The organism is Streptomyces sp. NBC_01537 (assembly GCF_045040445.1).
GTDB lineage: Bacteria > Actinomycetota > Actinomycetes > Streptomycetales > Streptomycetaceae > Actinacidiphila.
The window spans coordinates 5,532,654-5,552,753 of the sequence record NZ_CP109392.1; the positions used below are offsets into that span (position 1 = coordinate 5,532,654).

General features: G+C 71.6%; 17 protein-coding genes and 1 pseudogene. 11 read left to right on the forward strand and 7 right to left on the reverse strand.

Annotated features, from left to right (window positions below; all coding sequences use genetic code 11):
• Positions 1 to 33: 33 nt before the first annotated feature.
• Together OG607_RS25580 and OG607_RS25585 are read right to left on the reverse strand one after the other, a co-directional pair.
• Positions 34 to 564, reverse strand: coding sequence for a hypothetical protein (locus tag OG607_RS25580; protein ID WP_405727866.1), 531 nt, complete (start codon positions 562 to 564; stop codon positions 34 to 36).
• A gap of 105 nt (positions 565 to 669) precedes the next feature.
• Positions 670 to 1,698 (reverse strand): rod shape-determining protein, encoded by a 1,029-nt coding sequence (locus tag OG607_RS25585; RefSeq protein ID WP_405727869.1) that lies wholly within the window; start codon positions 1,696 to 1,698, stop codon positions 670 to 672.
• A gap of 311 nt (positions 1,699 to 2,009) precedes the next feature.
• Here OG607_RS25585 and OG607_RS25590 point away from each other — a divergent pair, with 311 nt between their 5' ends.
• From OG607_RS25590 to OG607_RS25610, 5 genes are all read left to right on the forward strand, one after another.
• Positions 2,010 to 3,716, forward strand: a complete 1,707-nt coding sequence (locus tag OG607_RS25590; RefSeq protein WP_405727871.1) for a SpoIIE family protein phosphatase — start codon at positions 2,010 to 2,012, stop codon at positions 3,714 to 3,716.
• A gap of 93 nt (positions 3,717 to 3,809) precedes the next feature.
• A complete protein-coding gene (locus tag OG607_RS25595) occupies positions 3,810 to 4,928 on the forward strand; it encodes a M23 family metallopeptidase (protein WP_405727873.1) in 1,119 nt (372 codons plus the stop codon).
• Positions 4,929 to 5,013: 85 nt separating this feature from the next.
• On the forward strand, positions 5,014 to 6,699 hold the full coding sequence (locus OG607_RS25600) for a hypothetical protein (RefSeq protein WP_405727876.1): 1,686 nt from the start codon (positions 5,014 to 5,016) through the stop codon (positions 6,697 to 6,699).
• Positions 6,689 to 8,407: a hypothetical protein gene (locus OG607_RS25605; protein ID WP_405727879.1), complete on the forward strand. Its 1,719-nt coding sequence runs from the start codon at positions 6,689 to 6,691 to the stop codon at positions 8,405 to 8,407. Before OG607_RS25600 ends, OG607_RS25605 begins: the two co-directional genes overlap by 11 nt.
• 71 nt (positions 8,408 to 8,478) lie before the next feature.
• Positions 8,479 to 8,745, forward strand: a complete 267-nt coding sequence (locus OG607_RS25610; protein WP_405727882.1) for a GlsB/YeaQ/YmgE family stress response membrane protein — start codon at positions 8,479 to 8,481, stop codon at positions 8,743 to 8,745.
• Between the two features lie 33 nt (positions 8,746 to 8,778).
• Here the strand turns inward: OG607_RS25610 and OG607_RS25615 are convergent, their stop codons facing one another.
• From OG607_RS25615 to OG607_RS25630, 4 genes are read right to left on the reverse strand one after another with little or no spacing between them, the layout of a single operon-like run.
• Positions 8,779 to 10,182 (reverse strand): glutamate decarboxylase, encoded by a 1,404-nt coding sequence (locus tag OG607_RS25615; RefSeq protein ID WP_405727885.1) that lies wholly within the window; start codon positions 10,180 to 10,182, stop codon positions 8,779 to 8,781.
• A gap of 25 nt (positions 10,183 to 10,207) precedes the next feature.
• Positions 10,208 to 10,870, reverse strand: a complete 663-nt coding sequence (gene leuE / locus OG607_RS25620; RefSeq protein WP_405727888.1) for a leucine efflux protein LeuE — start codon at positions 10,868 to 10,870, stop codon at positions 10,208 to 10,210.
• Positions 10,871 to 10,893: 23 nt separating this feature from the next.
• Positions 10,894 to 11,265, reverse strand: a complete 372-nt coding sequence (locus tag OG607_RS25625) for a YbjQ family protein (protein ID WP_405727891.1) — start codon at positions 11,263 to 11,265, stop codon at positions 10,894 to 10,896.
• 15 nt (positions 11,266 to 11,280) lie between these two features.
• Entirely contained in the window at positions 11,281 to 12,603 is a 1,323-nt protein-coding gene (locus OG607_RS25630; RefSeq protein ID WP_405727894.1) for an ABC transporter ATP-binding protein, read from the reverse strand.
• Positions 12,604 to 12,725: 122 nt separating this feature from the next.
• Here OG607_RS25630 and OG607_RS25635 point away from each other — a divergent pair, with 122 nt between their 5' ends.
• The 4 genes and pseudogenes from OG607_RS25635 (at position 12,726) to OG607_RS25650 (ending at position 16,676) form a co-directional block, all read left to right on the forward strand.
• Positions 12,726 to 13,409, forward strand: coding sequence for a DedA family protein (locus OG607_RS25635; protein ID WP_405727897.1), 684 nt, complete (start codon positions 12,726 to 12,728; stop codon positions 13,407 to 13,409).
• Positions 13,410 to 13,608: 199 nt separating this feature from the next.
• Positions 13,609 to 15,186, forward strand: coding sequence for a threonine/serine exporter ThrE family protein (locus OG607_RS25640; RefSeq protein ID WP_405727900.1), 1,578 nt, complete (start codon positions 13,609 to 13,611; stop codon positions 15,184 to 15,186).
• A 330-nt stretch (positions 15,187 to 15,516) separates the two neighbouring features.
• Positions 15,517 to 15,708 (forward strand): annotated as a pseudogene (locus OG607_RS25645) (LLM class flavin-dependent oxidoreductase); the annotation flags it as partial.
• Complete coding sequence (locus tag OG607_RS25650) at positions 15,663 to 16,676, forward strand: LLM class flavin-dependent oxidoreductase (protein WP_405727903.1); 1,014 nt, start codon at positions 15,663 to 15,665, stop codon at positions 16,674 to 16,676. The pseudogene OG607_RS25645 and the gene OG607_RS25650, both read left to right, overlap by 46 nt.
• Positions 16,677 to 16,744: 68 nt before the next feature.
• On the opposite strand, the gene OG607_RS25655 is transcribed toward OG607_RS25650, so the two are convergent.
• On the reverse strand, positions 16,745 to 17,242 hold the full coding sequence (locus OG607_RS25655; RefSeq protein WP_405727906.1) for an inorganic diphosphatase: 498 nt from the start codon (positions 17,240 to 17,242) through the stop codon (positions 16,745 to 16,747).
• An 87-nt stretch (positions 17,243 to 17,329) separates the two neighbouring features.
• Here OG607_RS25655 and dacB point away from each other — a divergent pair, with 87 nt between their 5' ends.
• Entirely contained in the window at positions 17,330 to 18,766 is a 1,437-nt protein-coding gene (gene dacB / locus OG607_RS25660) for a D-alanyl-D-alanine carboxypeptidase/D-alanyl-D-alanine-endopeptidase (RefSeq protein ID WP_405727909.1), read from the forward strand.
• Between the two features lie 77 nt (positions 18,767 to 18,843).
• Positions 18,844 to 20,022: a zinc-dependent metalloprotease gene (locus OG607_RS25665; RefSeq protein WP_405727912.1), complete on the forward strand. Its 1,179-nt coding sequence runs from the start codon at positions 18,844 to 18,846 to the stop codon at positions 20,020 to 20,022.
• The last annotated feature ends 78 nt before the right edge of the window (positions 20,023 to 20,100 follow it).

Genomic DNA, 20,100 nt, shown 5'->3' on the forward strand with positions numbered 1-20,100 from the left:
CTCTGCCGCAACCGCGAACCCCCGGCCAGGGAGTTAGATCAGGCCCAGGTCGGCGACCGGGCTGCCCTGCACCACCGGGGCGACGATGCCGGCCTTCGGGGTGACCAGGCGCGGCAGCCGCTGCTCGCCGATCTCGGGTGCGTCGAAGGGCATCCCTACCACGACGCCGGGCGTCGCGGCCTTCAGCGGCACCGCGGGCGTGGACAGCCGGGGGGCGTTGCGGCCCAGCAGGTTGGGCAGCGGCGTCTCGACATCGAGCTGCGGGACCTTGGCGTGGGCCGGCACCGGCGGGATGAGGGTGTCCGGCAGCACCGCGCCCGGGGCCCGGTGCGGCAGGGCGGTGGGCCGGTTGGCGGTGGGCGTGGCCAGCATGCCGTTCACGGTGGGCGCCTTGAACGGCGACAGGGCCTCCAGCCTGTGCAGCGGGATGTCCACGGGCGTCTCCGCCGGGGCGTGGGGGAGGGCCCCGGGCTGTTCCGCCGCGGCGGCGGCAGGCGCGACCGCCGCGGCGATGGCGCATACGGCGAGCACGGCGCCGGCGCCGGCGCCCAAGGTGAGCTTCATGTGGGTGTCTCGTTCCTGATCGACGTCTCCTGCCATAGCAGGAACGAGTCGGACAGCCGCACCATCACATACGTCACCCGTTTGCCACACCGGCCCCCGCCGCTCTCACGCGGAGAGCGGATCGATCACCATCGGCACGACCTTGCCCTCCATCATCGCGCCCACCCCCCGCACCGAGCACACGTCCGGCTGCTCGGCGATGGTCACCGGCATCCCGGTCGCCTGCCGCAGCATCGTGTCCAGCCCCGGCATCAGCGCGCTGCCGCCGGCCAGCATGATCCCCCGGTCCGTCAGATCGGCCACCAGGTCGGGCGGGACCCGCCGCAGCACGGCGCCGATCCCGTCCACGATGGACGCCATCGGCGTACGGATCGCGTGCCGCACGCTCTCCGTGTCGACGGACACCGTACGGGCCAGGCCGCTCGCCACGTCCCGGCCCTGTACCTCGGCGCTCGGGATGGTCGGGCCAGGCATGGACAGGATCAGGTGCAGCGGGCGCACGGACTGGCTCGGCAGCATCAGCTCGTGCTGGTTGCGCAGGTGCTGGACCACCGCGTGGTCGATCGCGTCGCCGCCGACCGAGACCGTCTCCGCCGCCACGATCGCGCCCAGCGACAGCACCGCGATCTGGGTCGTCGACGCCCCGCTCAGCATGATCATCGTGGCCTCGGGCTGCTCCACCGGCAGCCCGCAGCCCACCGCCGCCGCGATCAGCGAGTCCACCAGCTCCACGCGCCGCGCCCCCAGCCCGTACAGCGTCTCCGTCGCCGACCGCTGCGCCAGCGTCGAGGACGCGTGCGGTGTGCACACCGCCGCCCGCAGCATCGGCTTGCGCCGCCACGCCTTGCGAAGCTGCCCGCCCAGCAGATGGCGCAGCATCCGCTGCGCCATGTCGATGTCCACCACCATCCCCGCCTGGATCGGCCGCACCACCCTGATGTGGGCCGGCGTCCGCCCCGTCATCTGCTGCGCCAGCGCGCCCACCGCGATCAGCGCCCCCGATCGCGCGTCCACCGCCGCCACGCTCGGCTCGTCCACCACGAGCCCCGACCCCTTCAGATACACCCGGGTCCTTGCGGCACCCAGATCGACGGCCACAGAACAACGGCGCAACTGCGCGAGGCTGACGGTCACAGCAGATCCTCCCCGAAGGGTCCGCGGACCGCCCCGTCGGCGGTCCTCATCCTCATGGTCGGCGCGGTTGCGCTTGGGCGCGCGCGGTGCTGCTCCCTCCGGGGGTGCGCCCTAGTGCGGTGACCGGAATGGTTTGCCGGGTCCGTCCGGCTTCCGGTTCCGTCCTCAATCGCCGGACGGGCTGAATTCAGCCCGTCCGGCGATTGAGGACAAAGCGCAGCCGGCGGGCTGCGCAACCCGGCGAACGTTCCCGGCCACAGCCCTAGCGGCCACGGGATGCCGAGGGAGCGGCCGGGGGCGACCATGGAGCCGTGAGCGGCAGCGACAGGGAAGCGGTCCCACCGGTCCCACTGGAGGAGGCCGTCCTGCGCGGCGTGCTGGCCGGCACCCCGGCCGGCATCGGCATTCTGGGCCCGGACCTGCGGTACCGCTACGTGAACCCGGCGCTGGCGGCCATGAACGGCGTCCCGGCCGCCGCCCACATCGGACGGACGATCACGGAGCTGCTCCCGGACCTGGACGACCCCGGCGAGACCGTGCTGCGCCAGGTCCTGGCCGACGGGCGCCCCCGCGAGCTGACCTCCAGCGGTCACACCCGGGCCGCGTCCGGCCTGGAGCGCCGCTACTGGCACGGGGCGTACCACCGCCTCCAGGCGGCCGACGGCACCGTCATCGGCATCGTGGGCATCGTCCTGGAGGTGAGCGCCTCCCACCAGGAGCAGCGCGACCTCGAACGGGCCCGGGAACGGCTGTCGCTGCTCGACCGCGCGGCCACCGCGATCGGCACGACGCTGGAAATGGACACGACCTGCAGCGAGTTGGCCGACTTCCTGGTCCCGCTGCTCGCGGATGTCGCCACCGTGGAGGTCCTGCCCCCGGAGCGGCCGCACGGCGCGGCCGTACGCCCGCCCCCGCACGGGATCCTGCGGCTGCGCCGCGCGGGGATGGCGGCGCTGCCGAACCTCCGCGAGCAGGTGCGGATCTTCGGGGTGCCGGGGACGTACGTCGACTACCAGCCGCAGTCGTCGATCCCGCGCTGCCTGGCGTCGGGCCGGCCGATCCTGGAGAACCTCCCCACCGACGACGAGCTCGGCGGCATGGCCCCCAGCAGCGAGCGGGTCGCCGCCTACCGGGCCGTGGGCATCCACTCGGCCCTGGTCGTCCCGCTCGCGGCCCGCGGCCATCCGGTGGGGACGGTGACCCTGGTACGGGCCGGGGACTCGCCCGCCTTCACCGACGAGGACGTGGTGGCCGCCCAGGACCTGGCCACGCGGGCCGCGATCAGCCTGGACAACGCCCGCCGCTACACCCGCGAGCACGGCATCGCGCTGGAGCTGCAGCGCGCTCTGCTGTCGGAGCCGGGGAGCCCCTATCCGGACGTGGAGGTGGCGTTCCGCTATCAGCCGGCCGGGAGCAGCGCGCTGGTCGGCGGCGACTGGTACGACACCGTACGGCTGCCGCTGGGGCGGACGCTGCTCGCGATGGGCGATGTCATGGGGCACGGCGTCGAGGCCTCGGTCGACATGAGCCAGTACCGCTCGATGCTGCGCTTCGTCGCGTCCGCCGACCTCCCGCCGCACCGCATCCTGCGCCGCCTGGACACCCTGATCTCCGAGACCGAGTCCGGGCGCCCCGCCACCTGCCTGCTCGCCCTGATCGACCCGACCCGGGGCCGCTGCTCCTACGCGAGCGCCGGGCATCTGCCGCCCGCGATCCTCCGGGCCGACGGCGCCACCGAGATCATCGCGCTCCCCGTCGGCCCGCCGCTGGGCACCGGCCACGGCGGCTACGAGCTGCTGTCGCGGCCGTACACCCCGGGCCACGTCCTGCTGATGTACACGGACGGCCTCGTCGAACGCCGGGGCGAGGACATCGACGTGTCGCTGGCCCGGCTGGCGGCGCTGCGGCTGCCCACGGACGGCGACATCGGACTGCTGGTCGACAAGGTGCTGGCGCTGCTGGTCACGGAGGAGGCGGAGGACGACGTCGCGGTCCTGGCCGCGCGCATCACCAGGTGACGCAGGCCAGGTGACCCGGCCGGCTGACCCCGGACGGGTGACGCCCAAGCGTGTCGGCCCGGTACCCGGCATGCGCGTGGCGAGGATCGTGCGATGTGCCGCCGAGCCGCTGTCCACGCTGTCCTGTGCCTCGCGCTGGCCGTATCCGTATCCCTCGGCTCGTTCGGCTCCCTCGGCCGGGCTCGAGCCGCCGACAATCCCGCGGTCACCGTCGACCGGCTGTACCACGAAGCCGCCGAGGCGGTGCGGTCGTACGAGACCGTACGCGCGGCCGTGGACCGCAAGCGGCGGGAACTGGCCGCACTGCGGCATGCGCAGGCCGTACAGCGGCGGCAACTGGGGCCGCTGCGCGAGCGGATCGGGGAGATGGCCCGCAGGCAGTACCGCGACGGCGGACTCCCGCCGTCCGCCCGGCTGTTCCTGTCCGGGGCACCGGACGAGCTGCTGGCGGGGGCGACGCTGCTGCGCGAGGGCGACCACGCCACCGCGGGCCTGCTGGACGCCCGCGACCGTGCACAACGCCGCCTGCACACCGCCACGGTGGCCGCCGACCGGGTGCTGGACCGGCTCACCGCCGACGCCGCCCGCCAGGCCGCGATCAAGCGGCGCATCGAGGCGAAACTGACCCGCGCCGAAGCCGTCCTGCGCATGCAGCAGGAGCAGCAGGAGCAGCAGGAACGGAGGCAGGCAACGCCGCATGCGCATGCGCCCGGCCAGGACTGCCCACACGGCCCGCGCACCCCGGGCACCGAGCGCCCCCGCCACCGCCCTTCACCCCCCGGCGCCCACACCCCCGCCACCTGGGTCAGCCCCGTCGAGCACTACCGCCTCACCGCCGGCTTCGCCAGCACCGGCACCCACTGGGCGCACCGCCACACCGGCCAGGACTTCGCGGTCCCGGTCGGCACCCCCGTACGGGCGGTCGGCGACGGCACCGTCGTCCTGGCCGGGTGCGGCGACGGCTTCGGCAACCAGATCGTCATCCAGCACCCGTGCGGCTACTACACGCAGTACGCCCACCTCTCCCTCCTGGAGGTCGAGCCCGGCGACCGCGTCCGCACCGGCGACCGCATCGGCCTGTCCGGCAGCAGCGGCAACTCCACCGGCCCGCATCTGCACTTCGAGGTCCGCGTCACCCCGCTGCTCGGTTCCGGCGTCGACCCGGTGCCGTGGATGGCCGAACACGGCGTGGTCCTTCAGGACACCCCCTGACCCACAGGAGTGTCACAGGGCCTCGCTAATATGCGTTTTCCGGCGATCTCCTTTGACGCCGATACGACCTGTGGGGGGTCCCTGCATGCGCACATCGCGCGCAACCCGGCCTGCCGTCTTCCGTACCGCAGCCGCATTCGTCATCACCACCGCCCTCGCCGCCGGCCCCTTGGCCGCAGCGGCACCGGCCTTCGCCGCCGACGCCACCGTCGCGTCCGTGGCGACCGCCGACGACGGCACGCTCTCCGTCGCACTTCCCGACGCGTCAGCGCTCTGGGTGAAGGTCAGCGTCCGGGCCTCGGCCGACGCCGACCTCGCCCCGATCTGGACCAGCGACGAGCTGTCGTACGGCGGCGGGCGGGGCTGGTACACGGACAAGCCCGTCAGCCTGCCCGCCGACATCGCCTACGGCGACTACCCGGTGGACGTGGACTACCGCCTGCCCGGCGGCACCGTCCAGCACTGGAGCGGCACCGAGCACGGCGCGTCCGGCCTGATGAGCTACCGGCTGCACACCGGGGTGGCGTCGGTCGCCTACGACCGCGAGTACACCGACTTCGACCACCGCAGCCCGGTCGTCAGCGGCACGGTCACCTCGTACGACCCGGTGACCGGCACCACGTCACCGGCCAGGGCCGGCACGACGGTGAAGGTGAACTGGTCGGCCTCCGTCGGCGTCGACCAGAAGTCCGGTACGGCGACCGCCGTTTCGGACGACACGGGCGCCTTCCAGGTGGCCATCACACCCAACGGCTCGATCACGTCGGGCACCGCCACCGTGGTCGAACCCGCCGCCGACACCGACCCGGACGTGGCCACGGGCCTGCCCGCACTGCCGGTGCACACCACCACCTACCGGATCAGCGCCGACGGCAACCACGCCAGCGTGCACAAGGGCAAGACCTTCACCGTCAACGGCTCGGTCCTGAAACTGACCGACGACGGCTGGAAGCCCTTCGCCAACGCGCCCCTGGTCACCACCCCGCAGGCCCCGGACAGCTACCGCTACACGACGCCCGGGCTGATGGGCACCGGCACGAGCACGGCGACGGGCACCTTCTCCTACCCGGTGACGGCCACCAAGACCACGTACTACTACTCCTACGTCCAGCCGTCCGCGTACCTGAGCACCCTCCCGTACGCGGAGAACTACATCACCGTCCCGACCGCGGGCTCCTTCAAGGACGTCAAGCTGACGATCGACGCCTACCGCCAGGTGACGGCGAAGGGCAAGCTGCTCGGGTCGTGCGGGACCGCGGCGCTGACCCTGCAGTACTCGAAGAACGGCAGCAGCGGCTGGAAGACCATCGGCTCCGGCAAGGCCGGGGACCAGTACTCCAGCGGTTGCTCCTTCTCGCTCAAGGGTTACGGCTCCACGGACGGCTACTACCGCGTCCGCCACGCCGAGTCGGACCGCATGCTGGAGGCCATCTCCGGCAAGAAGCGGCTGAACCGCGTCGAGACGCGCATCGTCGGCTTCGACATGACGCCCAACAGCCCTGTCGTCAACGGCAAGCTGACCGCCAAGGGCACGCTGCAGTACAAGTCCGGCGGCAAGTGGAAGGCCTACAAGGGCGGCAGGATCGTCGTGGTCTTCCGACCCAAGGGCGACAGCAACTGGTACTGGACCGTCAAGGGCACGACCGACTCCAAGGGCCACTTCAGCCTCAAGACGAAGGCCTACCAGGACGGCACCTGGGCCACCTATCTCGCCGCCGACGCCAAGCACTTCTACAGCGAGTCGAAGACGGAGTACGTCAATGCCCGCTAAGCGCACCGCATTCGCTCTGATCGCAGCCGCGGCGGCGCTCTCCGTCGCCCTGACCGCCACGCCCGCCCTCGCCGACCCCGCCTCACCGCTGGGCATCGGCGTCGCCCGTACCGTCGACAGCCAGCGCGGCACCTTCACCGTGCCGGTGTGGACCGACGCCTCCGGGGCCACGGTCACCTCCGTCCAGGCCGTCATCCGCGACACCGACGGCTCGGCCGTCGGTGACCCGCTGACCCTGCAGCAGTCCGGCGACGACTGGGCGGTGGCCTCCGATGCCCCGCTCAAGCTGACCGAGGACGGCGGCAGCGTCCCGCACCTCGGCCGGTACGCGATCGACGTCACCGCCACCGACGACCAGGGCAACACCGTCACCCGCAGCGGTGCCGGCACCCTGGACTTCACCCTGCGCCCCGACTTCACCGGCGCCGGGGAGGGCACCGGGCCGTGGGGCGAGAACACCCTTGTCCTGTCCCCGTCGACCCTGGACAAGGACCACCGGGCCACCGGCGCCGACGACCACCTCGTCGGCATCCAGCCCGGCAGCGGCGACCTGGTGCCGATCGCCGGCCGCACGGTCGCCGTCACCCGCTCCTCCCAGTCCGACGTCAACAGCTACCTGCTCGGCCCCGACTCGGCCTCCGCCACCACCGACGCCGACGGCCGGTTCACCACCGACCTGCTCCAGGCGGACGGTTCCGTCTCACTCACCGCCGAGTTCAGCGAGAACAGCGCCGAGGTGCACGGCTCGGCCTCCCTCACCGGCTACCCCACCTACACCCAGACCACCGGCTACGTCACCGCGAGCGCCAACCTCAAGCGGGCCGCCCCCGGCCAGAAGATCACCATCAGCGGCTACGTCCGCAGCGGCACCTCCGCCACCTCCCCGGGCATCGCCGGCGCCCATGTCACCGTCTCGCCCAACGGCTACGCACCCAACGGCCAGCCCGGCGAGGTCACCGTCGTCACCGACGCCGCCGGTCACTTCAGCGGGGCCCTGACCGCGGCACCCGACGCCATGAGCGGCTGGAGTGCCGGCCTCACCGACCGGTTCGTGACCGGCGACAAGGCCAACGGCTCGGTCGTCGTGCCGGAGTACTCATCCTTCGTCAACCTGAAGTCGACGCTGGCCGCGACCGGCAAGGTCACCGTCAAGGGCAGCATCGTGGCCACGTACGCGCGCAACTCCGCGATCTACCACGGCCAGGTCGTTCACCTGGAGTACTCCAAGGACGGCTCGACCGGCTGGAAGGACCTCGGCGCGGTCACCCAGGGTGCCGACTCCAGCTCCTTCTCCATCACCAAGTGGGGCTACGTGGACGGCTACTACCGCGTCCACCACTTCATCTCCGACGAGCTCGCCGCGAGTTACAGCACCCCCGTCCGGCTCAACCGGATCAACACCAACGTCTACTCGATCAGCGCCACCCCCGCCAAGGTCTCCAAGGGCGCCACGGTGACCGTCAAGGGCACCCTCAAGGAGTACAGGAACGGCTCCTGGAAGGCCTACGCGGGCCAGAAGGTCTACCTGTACTTCCAGAAGAAGGGCTCGACCTCCTGGACGTACATCACCTCCGGCAAGACCGGCTCCAACGGCGCCGCCAAGCTCAAGGGCAAGGCCACCAAGGACGGTTACTGGCTCATCCAGTACTTCGGTGACTCCAAGCACTTCGACAGCGGCGGCGTGAAGGACTATGTCGACGTGCGCTGACGCACGCTGACGTACATCGGACTACGCCCGCCCGGGGGCATAACGGCCACCCGGGCGGGCACCCGACTCCCATGGAGATTTCGGGCATTGCCAGCGCACTGATCATCGGTCTCGTCATCGGCGTACTCGGCCGGATAGCGCTTCCCGGCCGTCAGCACATCCCCGTCTGGCTCACCATCGTCATCGGCATCATCGCCGCCTTCGCCGGCGCCGCCCTCGCGAAGGCGTTCGGCGTCGCCGACACCAACGGCATCGACTGGATCGAATGGCTGATCCAGATCGGCCTCGCGATGGTCGGCGTCGGCTTCGCCGACCGCGCGTACGGCCGCGGCCGCTGAGTCCCCCGGACAGGGCCTGGTGACGGACAGAACCTAGTGATGGAACGCCGTCGCCGTCCCCGCGGGCCGCCGCAGGGGCCCCGACTGGGCCCGCAACTCCGGCAGCAGCCGCTCCAGTTCGTCCGTGAGCAGGTCGGCCAGGTCCTGCGAGAAGCCGTTGCGGCAGACCACCCGCAGGACCGCCAGATCCTCGCGGTTGGCCGGATACGTGTACGCCGGGACCAGCCAGCCGCGCTCGCGCAGCCGCCGCGAGACGTCGAAGACGTCGTACGCGCCGACCCCCTCCGCCGTGGTGAAGGAGAAGACCGGCAGCTCGTCGCCGTGGGTGACCAGCCGGAAGTCGCCCATCGCGGCGATCCGTTGGGCCAGTGACATGGCGACGTCCCGCGAGTCCTGCTGCACGGTCCGGAAGCCCTCCCGCCCGAGCCGCAGGAAGGTGTAGTACTGCGCGACGACCTGGGCTCCGGGGCGGGAGAAGTTCAGAGCGAAGGTCGGCATGTCGCCGCCCAGGTAGTTGACCCGGAAGACCAGCTCCTCCGGCAGCGACTCGGCGTCCCGCCACAGCGCCCAGCCCACCCCCGGATACACCAGCCCGTACTTGTGCCCCGAGGTGTTGATCGAGGCGACCCGGGGCAGCTGGAAGTCCCACACCAGCTCCGGGTCGAGGAAGGGCGCGATCATCGCGCCGGACGCGCCGTCCACGTGCACCGGGACATCGAGCCCGGTGCGTGACTGAAGCTCGTCGAGCGCCGCGCAGATCTCCGCCACCGGCTCGTACGACCCGTCGAAGGTCGACCCGAGGACGGCGACCACCCCGATGGTGTTCTCGTCGCACAGCCCGACCGCCGACTCCGCGTCCATGTGCAGCCGGTCGCCCTCCACCGGCACCAGCCGCGCCTCCACCTCCCAGAAGGTGCAGAACTTCTCCCAGCACACCTGCACATTCGCGCCCATGATCAGATTCGGCCGCGCGCTCCCCGGATACCGGCTCCCCGCCCGCTTCATCCAGCGCCGCTTCAGCGCCATCCCCGCGAGCATGCACGCCTCGCTCGACCCGGTCGTCGAGCAGCCCACCGCCCCCGACGGATCCGGGGCGTGCCACAGGTCGGCCAGAATCGCCACGCAGCGCCGCTCCAGCTCCGCCGTGCGCGGGTACTCGTCCTTGTCGATCATGTTCTTGTCGCGGCACTCCGCCATCAGCACATCGGCCTGCGGCTCCATCCACGTCGTCACGAACGTCGCCAGGTTCAGCCGCGCGTTCCCGTCCAGCATCAGCTCGTCATGGACCAGCTGATAGGCCGTATGGGGCGTCATCGGCCCGTCCGGCAGCTGGTGCTTGGGTGGTGCCGTGAGCATGCCCGCCGCCGGGTTCGCGTCCCCGTAGAAGGGGTTGACGGAGAGTTCTCGCCGGTCGTCATCGCCTTTGTGAAGCGCCATGAACCGGACGATACGGGGGTTGCCGTCAGCCCGCACTCGCTAGCGACAGCTTCGCCGCGAACCCCAGGAACAGCGCCGCCGCGCCCGATGTGAGCCCCGCCGACAGCCGCTTGCGGCGCCGGAACTGGGCGGCGAGGTAGGTGCCGCCCAGGATCAGCGTCGACAGATAGCAGAAGCTGAACACCTGCGCGATGGTGCCGAGAACCAGGAACGACAACGCCGGGTGCGCGTATCCCGGCTCCACGAACTGCACGAAGAACGAGATGAAGAACAGGATCGCCTTCGGATTCAGCAGGCTGATCACCAGCGCCCGCCGGAACGGCGCCTCGCCCGCACCCTCCCCCGAGAGCTCGGGTGCGGCGCTCTCCGCCACCGCCTCGTGCCGCGTACGCCACATGCCCACGGCCGCCCGCGCCATCCCGAACGCGATCCAGGCCAGATAGACCGCCCCCGCGTACTTCACGACACCGAACAGCAGCGCGTTCGCCTTCAGCAGCCCCGCCACGCCCGCCGCCGAGGCCGTCATGAGGACGGTGTCGCCCAGAAAGACCCCGCAGGCGGCGCCGTAGGCCGTACGGATGCCCCGGCGCGCGGCCACGGACAGCACGTAGAGCGAGTTCGGCCCCGGCAGCAGGACGATGAGCACGGTGCCCAGCACATAGGTGGGAAGGTCGGTTATCCCCAGCATGTGGATGACTATCGCATGAGGCCCTAGGCGCTCTCGCGGGTGATGACCGCCGCCGTGCCGTAGGCGCAGACCTCGGTGCCGACGTCGGCCGCCTCCGAGACGTCGAAGCGCATCATGAGCACCGCGTTCGCGCCGCGCGACCGCGCCTGTTCGACGAGGCGTTCCATGGCCTGGTTGCGGGTCTCCACCAGGGTCTTGGTGAGCCCCTTGAGCTCGCCGCCGACCAGGGACTTCAGGCCCGCGCCGATCTGGCTGCCGAGGTGGCGGGAGCGGACGGTGAGGCCGAAGACCTCGCCGATGACCTGGTCGACCCGGAAGCCGGGCACGTCGTTGGTGGTGACCACGAGGACGTCGGACTGCTGCGGCTGGCCGCCGCCGTATTCGTCGATACCCATACAGGCATCGTGCCCCTACTCCAGCCGCGGCGCCTCCGCCGGCGCCGGGCAGATGCGGCGGCCCTCATGGTCGAAGACATACAGATGGGCGAGGTCGACCAGCAGCGGGACGCGCTCGCCGGGGCGGAGGAAGAGGTCGGGGCCGGTGCGTACGACCAGGTCACCGGCCTGGACAGGGGGCAGCTCGGCGGCGGGCGCGGCGGGCGGCGGGGGCGGCTGGCGGTCCAGGACGGCGACCCGCTGGATGAGCCGCCCCAGCCCCGCGCCGCGCTTGGCGGCGGTGCGCTGCCGCGGCAGCCGGGCGGCCGGCTTGGCCGCCTCCAGCTCCGGTACGACCGCCGGGCGTGCCCCGGTGTTGAGATGCACCAGCGACTCGTGCCCCTGGTACTCGACATGCTCGACGATCCCGCTCAGCAGCACCTCGCCCGGCCGGGCGGTGCTGGGCGCCGCGATCCGTACGGCCTCCGAGCGCAGGCCGACGATGATCTCCCGGCCCTGCTGGATCCGCAGCAGCTGGTGGTCCTGGGTCAGCGGCTCCTGCATCCCCAGCCGCTGCCGCCCGAAGTCGATCCAGAGCCCGCCGCCCAGCGGGGCGTGCACGGTCGCCTGGAGCAGATTGATCCGCGGCGTGCCGATGAAGGCGGCCACGAAGACGTTCTCGGGCAGGTGATACGCCTCCCGGGGGCTGCTGACCTGCTGGAGCACCCCGCTGCGCATGATCGCGACCCGGTCGCCCAGCGACATCGCCTCGGCCTGGTCGTGGGTGACGTAGACCGTGGTCACCCCCATGCCCCGGGTGAGCCGGGAGATCTCCGCCCGCAGGTGCGAGCGCAGCTTCGCGTCGAGATTCGACAGCGGCTCGTCCATCAGGAAGACCGACGGATGCCGGGAGATCGCCCGCCCCATCGCGACCCGCTGCCGCTCGCCGCCCGACAGCTGCCCGGGATAGCGGTCCAGGATGTCCTCGATGCCGAGCGTGCGGGCCGTCTCGTCGACCCGGGGCCCGGTCTCCTCGCGCGGCATCTCGAAGCGCAGCGGGAAGCCGATGTTCTCGCGGCTGGTCATGCTCGGGTAGAGCGCGAAGTTCTGGAAGACCATCGCCATACGGCGCTCGCCGGGCGCGAGGTCGTTCGCGTATTCGCCGTCGAGCAGCAGCTCGCCGTCGGTGATGGTCTCCAGGCCCGCGATCATGCGCAGGACGGTCGACTTTCCGCAGCCGGACGGCCCGAGGAGGACCAGGAACTCCCCGGGCTCGATGTCCAGCGAGAACCGGTCCACGGCGCGGACGCCCCGGCCGTAGACCTTTGATACGTCGTTCAGTGCGATCGCGCGCGTCATGTGGTTTCCGCCGAGTTTCCGCAGTGGTTCCGCTGGGGAAGGAGAAACGTTTGGGAGGAAGGTAGTCCACCGTTCCCGGCCTGGGAACGGTTTGGTCAAGACGCCGTTGATACTTTGTGCGGGTGAACACTCTCGCCATGGGCCCGAACTGGCTCGACCCCGATTACCTCATCTCGACGCTGGGCCTCATCGGCCTGCTCGCGATCGTCTTCGCCGAGTCGGGGCTCCTCTTCGGCTTCTTCCTGCCCGGCGACTCGCTCCTGTTCACCGGCGGGCTCCTCGTCGCCGGCAACAAGCTCGACCACCCGATCTGGCTCGTCGCCCTCCTCGTCATCCTCGCCGCCGTCGCCGGCGACCAGGTCGGCTACCTCTTCGGGCGCAAGGTCGGGCCCTCCCTCTTCCGCCGGCCCGACTCCAGGCTCTTCAAGCAGGAGAACATCGAGAAGGCGCACGACTTCTTCGAGAAGTACGGTGCGAAGTCGCTGGTCCTCGCCCGCTTCGTCCCCATCGTGCGGACCTTCACCCCGATCATCGCCGGCGTCAGCCGCATGAACTACCGCTCCTTCATCACCTACAACATCATCGGCGGCACCCTCTGGGGCGGCGGCGTCACCCTCCTCGGCTACTGGCTCGGCCAGATCGAGTTCGTCCGCACCCACATCGAGCTCATCCTCATCGCCATCGTCTTCATCTCCGTCATCCCCATCGTCATCGAGTTCCTCCGCGCCCGCGCCAAGTCCAAGAGGGACGATGCCGCTGCGGCGGAGCCGGGCGAGCGCGTGAGCGGCGGCCGCCACCGGCGCTGATTCAGCCCGTCCGGCGTTTGAGGACACGCCCGCAGGGCGTTCGGGGTCTGGGGCGGAGCCCCAGCGGGTCCGGGGCGGAGCCCCGGTTTCGGGAAGGGGCGGGGTGGGGGAAACACCCCCGTCGCGCATGCCGCGCAGCGATCCGGCAAGGTGAGCGCACAGAAACAGCAATGCCGCATGCGCAGCGAAAGGCACAACCGTGTTGGACGAGGGCAAGCCGGGCGCGGACGAGGTCCGCTCCGAGTTCACGCCGCCACTGGGCGTGGAGCTGCCGCCCGAGCCCGGGCCGGAAGGCTCGGCCTTCACGCAGCCCGCGCAGCTGACGCATCCCGCCTTCACGCCGCCCAACGGCATACCGCTGGTCAGCCTGTCCAAGGAGACCCCCTGGCCGGACCGGATGCGGGCGATGCTGCGCATGCCGGTCACCGAGCGGCCCACGCCGGAGCAGCCGGTGGCGGAGCCGGCCGACGCGGGGCCGCCGGTGCCGCGCGTGCTGGACCTGATCCTGCGGATCGGGGAGCTGCTGCTGGCCGGGGGAGAGGGGGCGGAGGACGTAGAGGCGGCGATGCTGGGGGTGGCGCACGCGTACGGCCTGGCGCGGGTGGAGCCGACCGTGACGTTCACGCTGCTCGGGGTCTCGTACCAGCCGTCGCTGATCGACCCGCCGGTCACGGCGAACCGGACCGTACGGCGCCGGGGCACCGACTACACCCGCCTGGCGGCCGTCTTCCGGCTCGTGGACGACATCACCACCGACGGGCTGACCCTGGAGGACGCCTACCGCCGCCTCGGCGTCATCCGCCGCAACCGGCACCCGTACCCGAGCCGGGTGCTGACCGGCGCCGCCGGGCTGCTGGCGGGCGCGGCGTCGATGATGGTGGGCGGCGGCGGGCCGGTGGTGTTCGCGATCGCGGCGATCGGGGCGATGCTGGGCGACCGGCTGGCGTGGCTGTGCGCGGGCCGGGGGCTGCCGGAGTTCTACCAGTTCACCGCCGCCGCGATGCCCGCCGCCGTGCTGGGGATCCTGGTCGACCGCTTCGGGCACGCCCTGCCGTGGACCAGCACCATCCAGGCCTCGGCGGTGATCACCGGTGGGCTGTTCGCCCTGATCCCGGGGCGGGCCCTGGTGGCGGCCGTCCAGGACGGGCTGACCGGCTTCTACATCACCGCCTCCGCCCGGCTGCTGGAGGTCATGTACCTCTTCACCGGCATCGTCGTCGGCGTCACGCTCGTGCTGTACGCGGGCGTCAGCCTCGGCGCGGAGCTGGACCCGGAGCAGACGCTCAGCACCTACGAGAACGCGCCCGTGCAGCTCGTCGCGGCCATGGTGCTGAGCCTGGCCTTCGCGATGATGCTGCAGTGCGAGCGCCAGGTCCTGCTGCTGGCCACCCTCAACGGTGGCGTGGCCTGGGTCGTCTACGGCGTGCTCCACCAGGACCTCGGCTGGTCGGCCGTCCCCGCGACGGCGGTCGCCGCCGGGCTCGTCGGCCTCCTCGGCCAGCTCCTCGCCCGCCACCGGCACGCCTCCGCCCTCCCGTACGTCACCGCCGCGATCGGCCCCCTCCTCCCCGGCTCGGCCACGTACTTCGGGCTCCTCGGCCTCACCCAGCACCACCTCACCCAGGGCCTCACCTCGCTCACCAAGGCGGCGGCCCTGGCCCTGGCGGTGGCCATCGGCGTCAACCTCGGCAGCGAGGCCGCCCGGATGTTCCTCAAGGCGCCCGGCGCCGCCGCCCCGGCCAAGCGGCGGGCGGCCAAGCGCACCCGCGGCTTCTGAGGCCCGTATCCGTCGGACAGGCCTCAGGGCCTGTCCGGCGGGTCTCCGTGGCGTCGCGTGCCCTGGCACCAGCGCTCGCGGCGTTGTCGTCGGTCAACGACGCTCCGCCTCGCTTCCCTCCTCCGCCTTGCGATCACAGGCACCGCAGTGACATCAGCCGCTGGCGCGGCGGGCCGCTCCTTCCTCACGGAGACCCGCCGGACAGGCCCAATTCCTGTTAATTCGCCATGACTTCGGCGTGCCGCCGTGGGAGCGCACCCACCACGGCACGGGGTTCGCGCAGACTGGCCCGTTGGGTGGTACAGATCCACAGAAAGGCCCAGCGCACAGATGAAGTTCGACATATTCAGCGAGATCCAGGACCCCCGCCCCTGGCCGGAGGACGGCGCGGGCGCGGACCGCGGCCGTCACCACACACGCATCAACGAGACCATCGAGCAGGCCGAACTCGCCGACCGGCTCGGCTACGGCTGCTGGTGGCAGGTCGAGCACCACGGCGCCGAGGAGCACAGCCTGTCCTCGGCCCCCGAACTCCTCCTCGCGGCTCTCTCCCAGCGCACCTCGCGTATCCGCCTCGGCCACGCCGCGGTGCTCGCCCGGCCGCCATCAACCACCCCATCCGGATCGCCGAGCGCGCCGCCTGGCTCGACCAGCTCAGCGGCGGCCGGGCCGAGTTGGGGCTCACCCGCTCCACCGCCCCCGAGTGGCGGCTCTTCGGCGTCGACCCGGAGACCGTACGCGACCAGACGCAGCACGCCTTCGAGCAGGTGCCCAGGCTGTGGGCGGGCCAGGGGGCCGCGCCCATCGTCCCCGGCCCGTACCAGGACCCGCACCCGCCGCTGTGGCAGGCGGCGTCGAGCCCGGCGTCCTTCGAGGAGGCGGGGCGGCGCGGGGTCGGCGTGCTGGGGACGACGCTGTGGGAGCCGCTGGACCGGGTGGCGCGGCTGGTGGAGCTGTACCGGCAGGCCAGCGAGGCCTGCGAACAGCCGGTCGGGGCCTTCGCCAACAACCAGGTGGCCTTCTTCACCTTCGTGCACTGCGCCGACACCGACGAAGAGGCCATGCGCGGCGGCGCGGCGGCGGCAGCCGCCTGGTACACCGTCCAGGCGCTCACCTTCTTCGAGGCCGCCGAGGCCTTCATGGAGACCTTCGCCCGCCAGCAGGCCATCCTCGCCGACCCCTCCGGCGGCGGCCTCACCGGCGACTTCCTGCGCGCCGAGGCGGGCGCGGCCCTCAATGACGCCCAGATGGCCATCGGCCGCATCCTCCAGGGCGAGACCGTTCCCGACGACGAGCTGTTCGACGCGCTCAGCGCCCAGGACTCCCTCATCGTCGGCAGCCCCGACACCTGCCGCAAGAAGCTGCGCGCGTACGCGGACGCGGGCATCGACCGCCTGATGTGCTTCCACCAGGTGGGCGCCCTGCCGCAGGACCGGGTGCTGCGGAGCATGGAGCTGATCGGCGAGCTGATCCCGGAGTTCGAGGCGTAGGGGACAAACGCAACGGTGGCGTGTCCGCGATCGCGGACACGCCACCGTAGGGCTTTCAGCGCACCGGCTCAGTGGTGCGTGTCGCCCGACTCCTTGAGGCGCTTGTACGAGGCCTCGATCTCGGCCTCCGCCTCGATGCGGCCGACCCAGTTGGCGCCCTCGACGGACTTGCCGGGCTCCAGGTCCTTGTAGACCTCGAAGAAGTGCTGGATCTCCAGCCGGTCGAACTCGCTCACGTGGTGAATGTCACGCAGGTGCTCCACGCGCGGGTCGGAGGCCGGCACGCACAGCAGCTTGTCGTCGCCGCCCGCCTCGTCCGTCATCCGGAACATGCCGATGGCGCGGCACTTGATGAGGCAGCCGGGGAAGGTCGGCTCGTCCAGGATGACGAGGGCGTCCAGCGGGTCGCCGTCCTCGCCGAGGGTGTTCTCGACGAAGCCGTAGTCGGCCGGGTAGCTGGTCGAAGTGAAGAGCCGGCGGTCCAGGCGGATACGACCGGTCTCGTGGTCCACCTCGTACTTGTTCCGGGAACCCTTCGGGATCTCGATCGTGACGTCGAACTCCAAGACTCCACTCCTCCATGATCAGCACATAGTTCTGGTGATTAAGTGTCTCCCACGCAAGTGTGTGATCGCGAAAGGGGCTGGTGCGGGGTGCCGCTCACCAAGAATGCGCAGGTGGCGGCGGTGTCGGCCGCGATCGGCCTCGCGCTGGCGCTGGTGGCGGTGGCCGCCGCGGGCCCCTGGGAGTCAGGCCAGCGTACGGCCGAACGGGTGGCGGCGAGGCCAAAGGCGACACACACCTCCGCGGCCGGGCCGCGCAGGACCGCCGAAGCCTCCCCCGCCCCGCTCGCCGCCGGCGTCCTCACCCCCGCGACCGGCTCCTCGACGGTGCCCGTGCCGACGAAGGAGGGCCTGGCCGAGACCCTCGTCCCGCTCGTGAAGGCGTCATCGGGGCTCGGCAAGGTCTTCACCGCCGCGGTCGTGGACGCCGCCACCGGCAGGCTCGTCTACGGCCTGGGGGCCGGCACCGCCGCCGTACCCGCCTCGACCACCAAGATCGCCACCGCCACCGCCGCCCTCTCCCTGCTCGGCCCGGACCACACCTTCACCACCAGCGTCGTCGCGGCCACCGACGCCCGCCGCATCACCCTCGTCGGCGGCGGCGACCCCACCCTCACCGCCCGTGCGGAGGCCGGCGGCGGCTACGACGCGGCCTCCCTGCGGGAGTTGGCGGACGACACGGCCCGCGCCCTGCTGCAGAAGGGCTGGACGCGGGTCGCCCTCGGCTACGACGCCTCCCTCTACAGCGGCTCCGCCCTCCACTCCATCGGCCACAACGACAACCTCGCCCCCGTCACCGCGCTGATCGCCGACGAGGGCCGCCTCGACAGAACGTCGTACAAGGGTCCGGCGGCCCGCTCCTGGGACCCGGCGCGGTCCGCGGCGGCCACCTTCGCCAAGCTGCTGGCGACCCGGGGCATCACGGTCACCGGCCGGCCGTCCTCCCACAAGGCCTCCGGCGGCCTGCTGGCCGAGGTCCAGTCCCCGCCGCTGTCCGAGCTCGTCGAGCGCATGCTCACCAACAGCGACAACGACATCGCCGAGGCCCTCGCCCGCCAGTCCGCCATCGCGGCCGGCAAGCGCGCCTCCTTCGACGGCGGCGCCGCCGCCATTGAGGGCGCCCTAGAACATCTCGGCCTCGACGTCACCGGCGCCCGTTTCAACGACGGCAGCGGCCTCAACCATCTCGACGCCCTCACCGCCGACCAACTCGCCACCCTCCTCTCCCTCGCCGGCTCCGCCGCCCACCCCGACCTGCGATCCATCCTCACCGGCCTCCCCGTCGCCGCCTTCTCCGGTTCCCTGAGCACGCGTTTCGTCTCCGACACCGGCCGCGAGGGCGCCGGCCTCGTACGTGCCAAGACCGGCACCCTCACCGGCGTCAACGCGCTGGCGGGCACGGTCGTCGACGCCGACGGGCGGCTGCTGACCTTCGCCTTCCTGACCTCCGGGACGAAGGACCCGACGGCGGCGGTCGCGGCGCTCGACCGCCTGGCGGCGGCCGTGTCGCAGTGCGGCTGCCAATAGGCCCGGCCCTCAGGCCCAACCCGGACCGTCCGTACGGCGTCCTCCCGTGCGGGGGACGCACAACGTACGGTGAAGGAATGACGAGCATCGGTGGTGTGGAGATGGTCGACTGGAATCTCGCGGTGGCGACCGCGACCCGATTCGTGCGGCCCGGGCCGGACGTGTCGCGCGAGGAGGCCCGGGAGGTAGTCGCGGAGTTGCGGCGGCATGCGAAGTCCTCGGAAGCGCATGTGCGTTCCTTCACGAAGATGTTCGGCGACGGGGAGGAGCCGGACGGCCACGGCACCCCTGTGCTGATCGTGGACCGGCCGGGCTGGATCAAGGCCAATGTGGCGGGCTTCCGCGAGGTGCTGAAGCCGCTGCTGACCAAGATGGAGGCCCGCCGCCCGGGCGGCCCCGGCGGGGCCGTGCTGGGGACGGTCGGCGGGAAGGTGACGGGGGTCGAGGTCGGGATGCTGCTCAGCTTCCTGGCCTCGCGCGTACTCGGCCAGTACGAGACCTTCGCCCCGGCCACCCGTGACATGCCGGCGGGCCCGGCGGCGCCCGCGCCGGGGGAGCGCAAGGCGGGGCGGCTGCTGCTCGTGGCGCCGAACATCGTCCACGTGGAGCGCGAACTGGACGTGGATCCGCACGACTTCCGGCTGTGGGTGTGCCTGCACGAGGAGACGCACCGGACGCAGTTCACGGCGGTGCCGTGGCTGCGCGACCACATCGAGTCGGAGATCCAGGACTTCCTGGCGGAGACGGAGATCGACCCGTCGACGCTGATCGAGCGTGTCCGCGAGGCCTTCCAGTCGTTCACCACGGGCAATCGCTCGGACAGCGACGAGGCGGCCGTGGACGCGGAGGAAGAGGACGAGCGCAGCCTGATCGATCTCGTCCAGACCCCGAACCAGCGGGAGATCCTGGCCCGTCTCACGGCCGTGATGTCGCTGCTCGAAGGGCACGCGGACTATGTGATGGACGGTGTCGGCCCCGAGGTCGTGCCGTCGGTGGCCGAGATCCGCGAGAAGTTCCAGCAGCGCCGGCAGAGCGGGGCCGGGCGTCTGGACCTCGCGCTGCGCAAGCTGCTCGGGCTGGACGCGAAGCTGCGGCAGTACCGGGACGGGGAGCGGTTCGTGCGGGCGGTGGTGAAGGACGCGGGGATGGACGGGTTCAACCGGATCTGGACGTCGCCGAACACGCTGCCCACGAAGCTGGAGATCGCCAAACCCGCGGATTGGGTGGCGCGGGTGCACCGGCGTAGCGAAACGTGACGAAATGGCGCACGGGACGCCACCCGGTTCACCCGTCCGAGGGACCGTAAGCGCAGGGCGTGGCGTGCGATGCTCGGG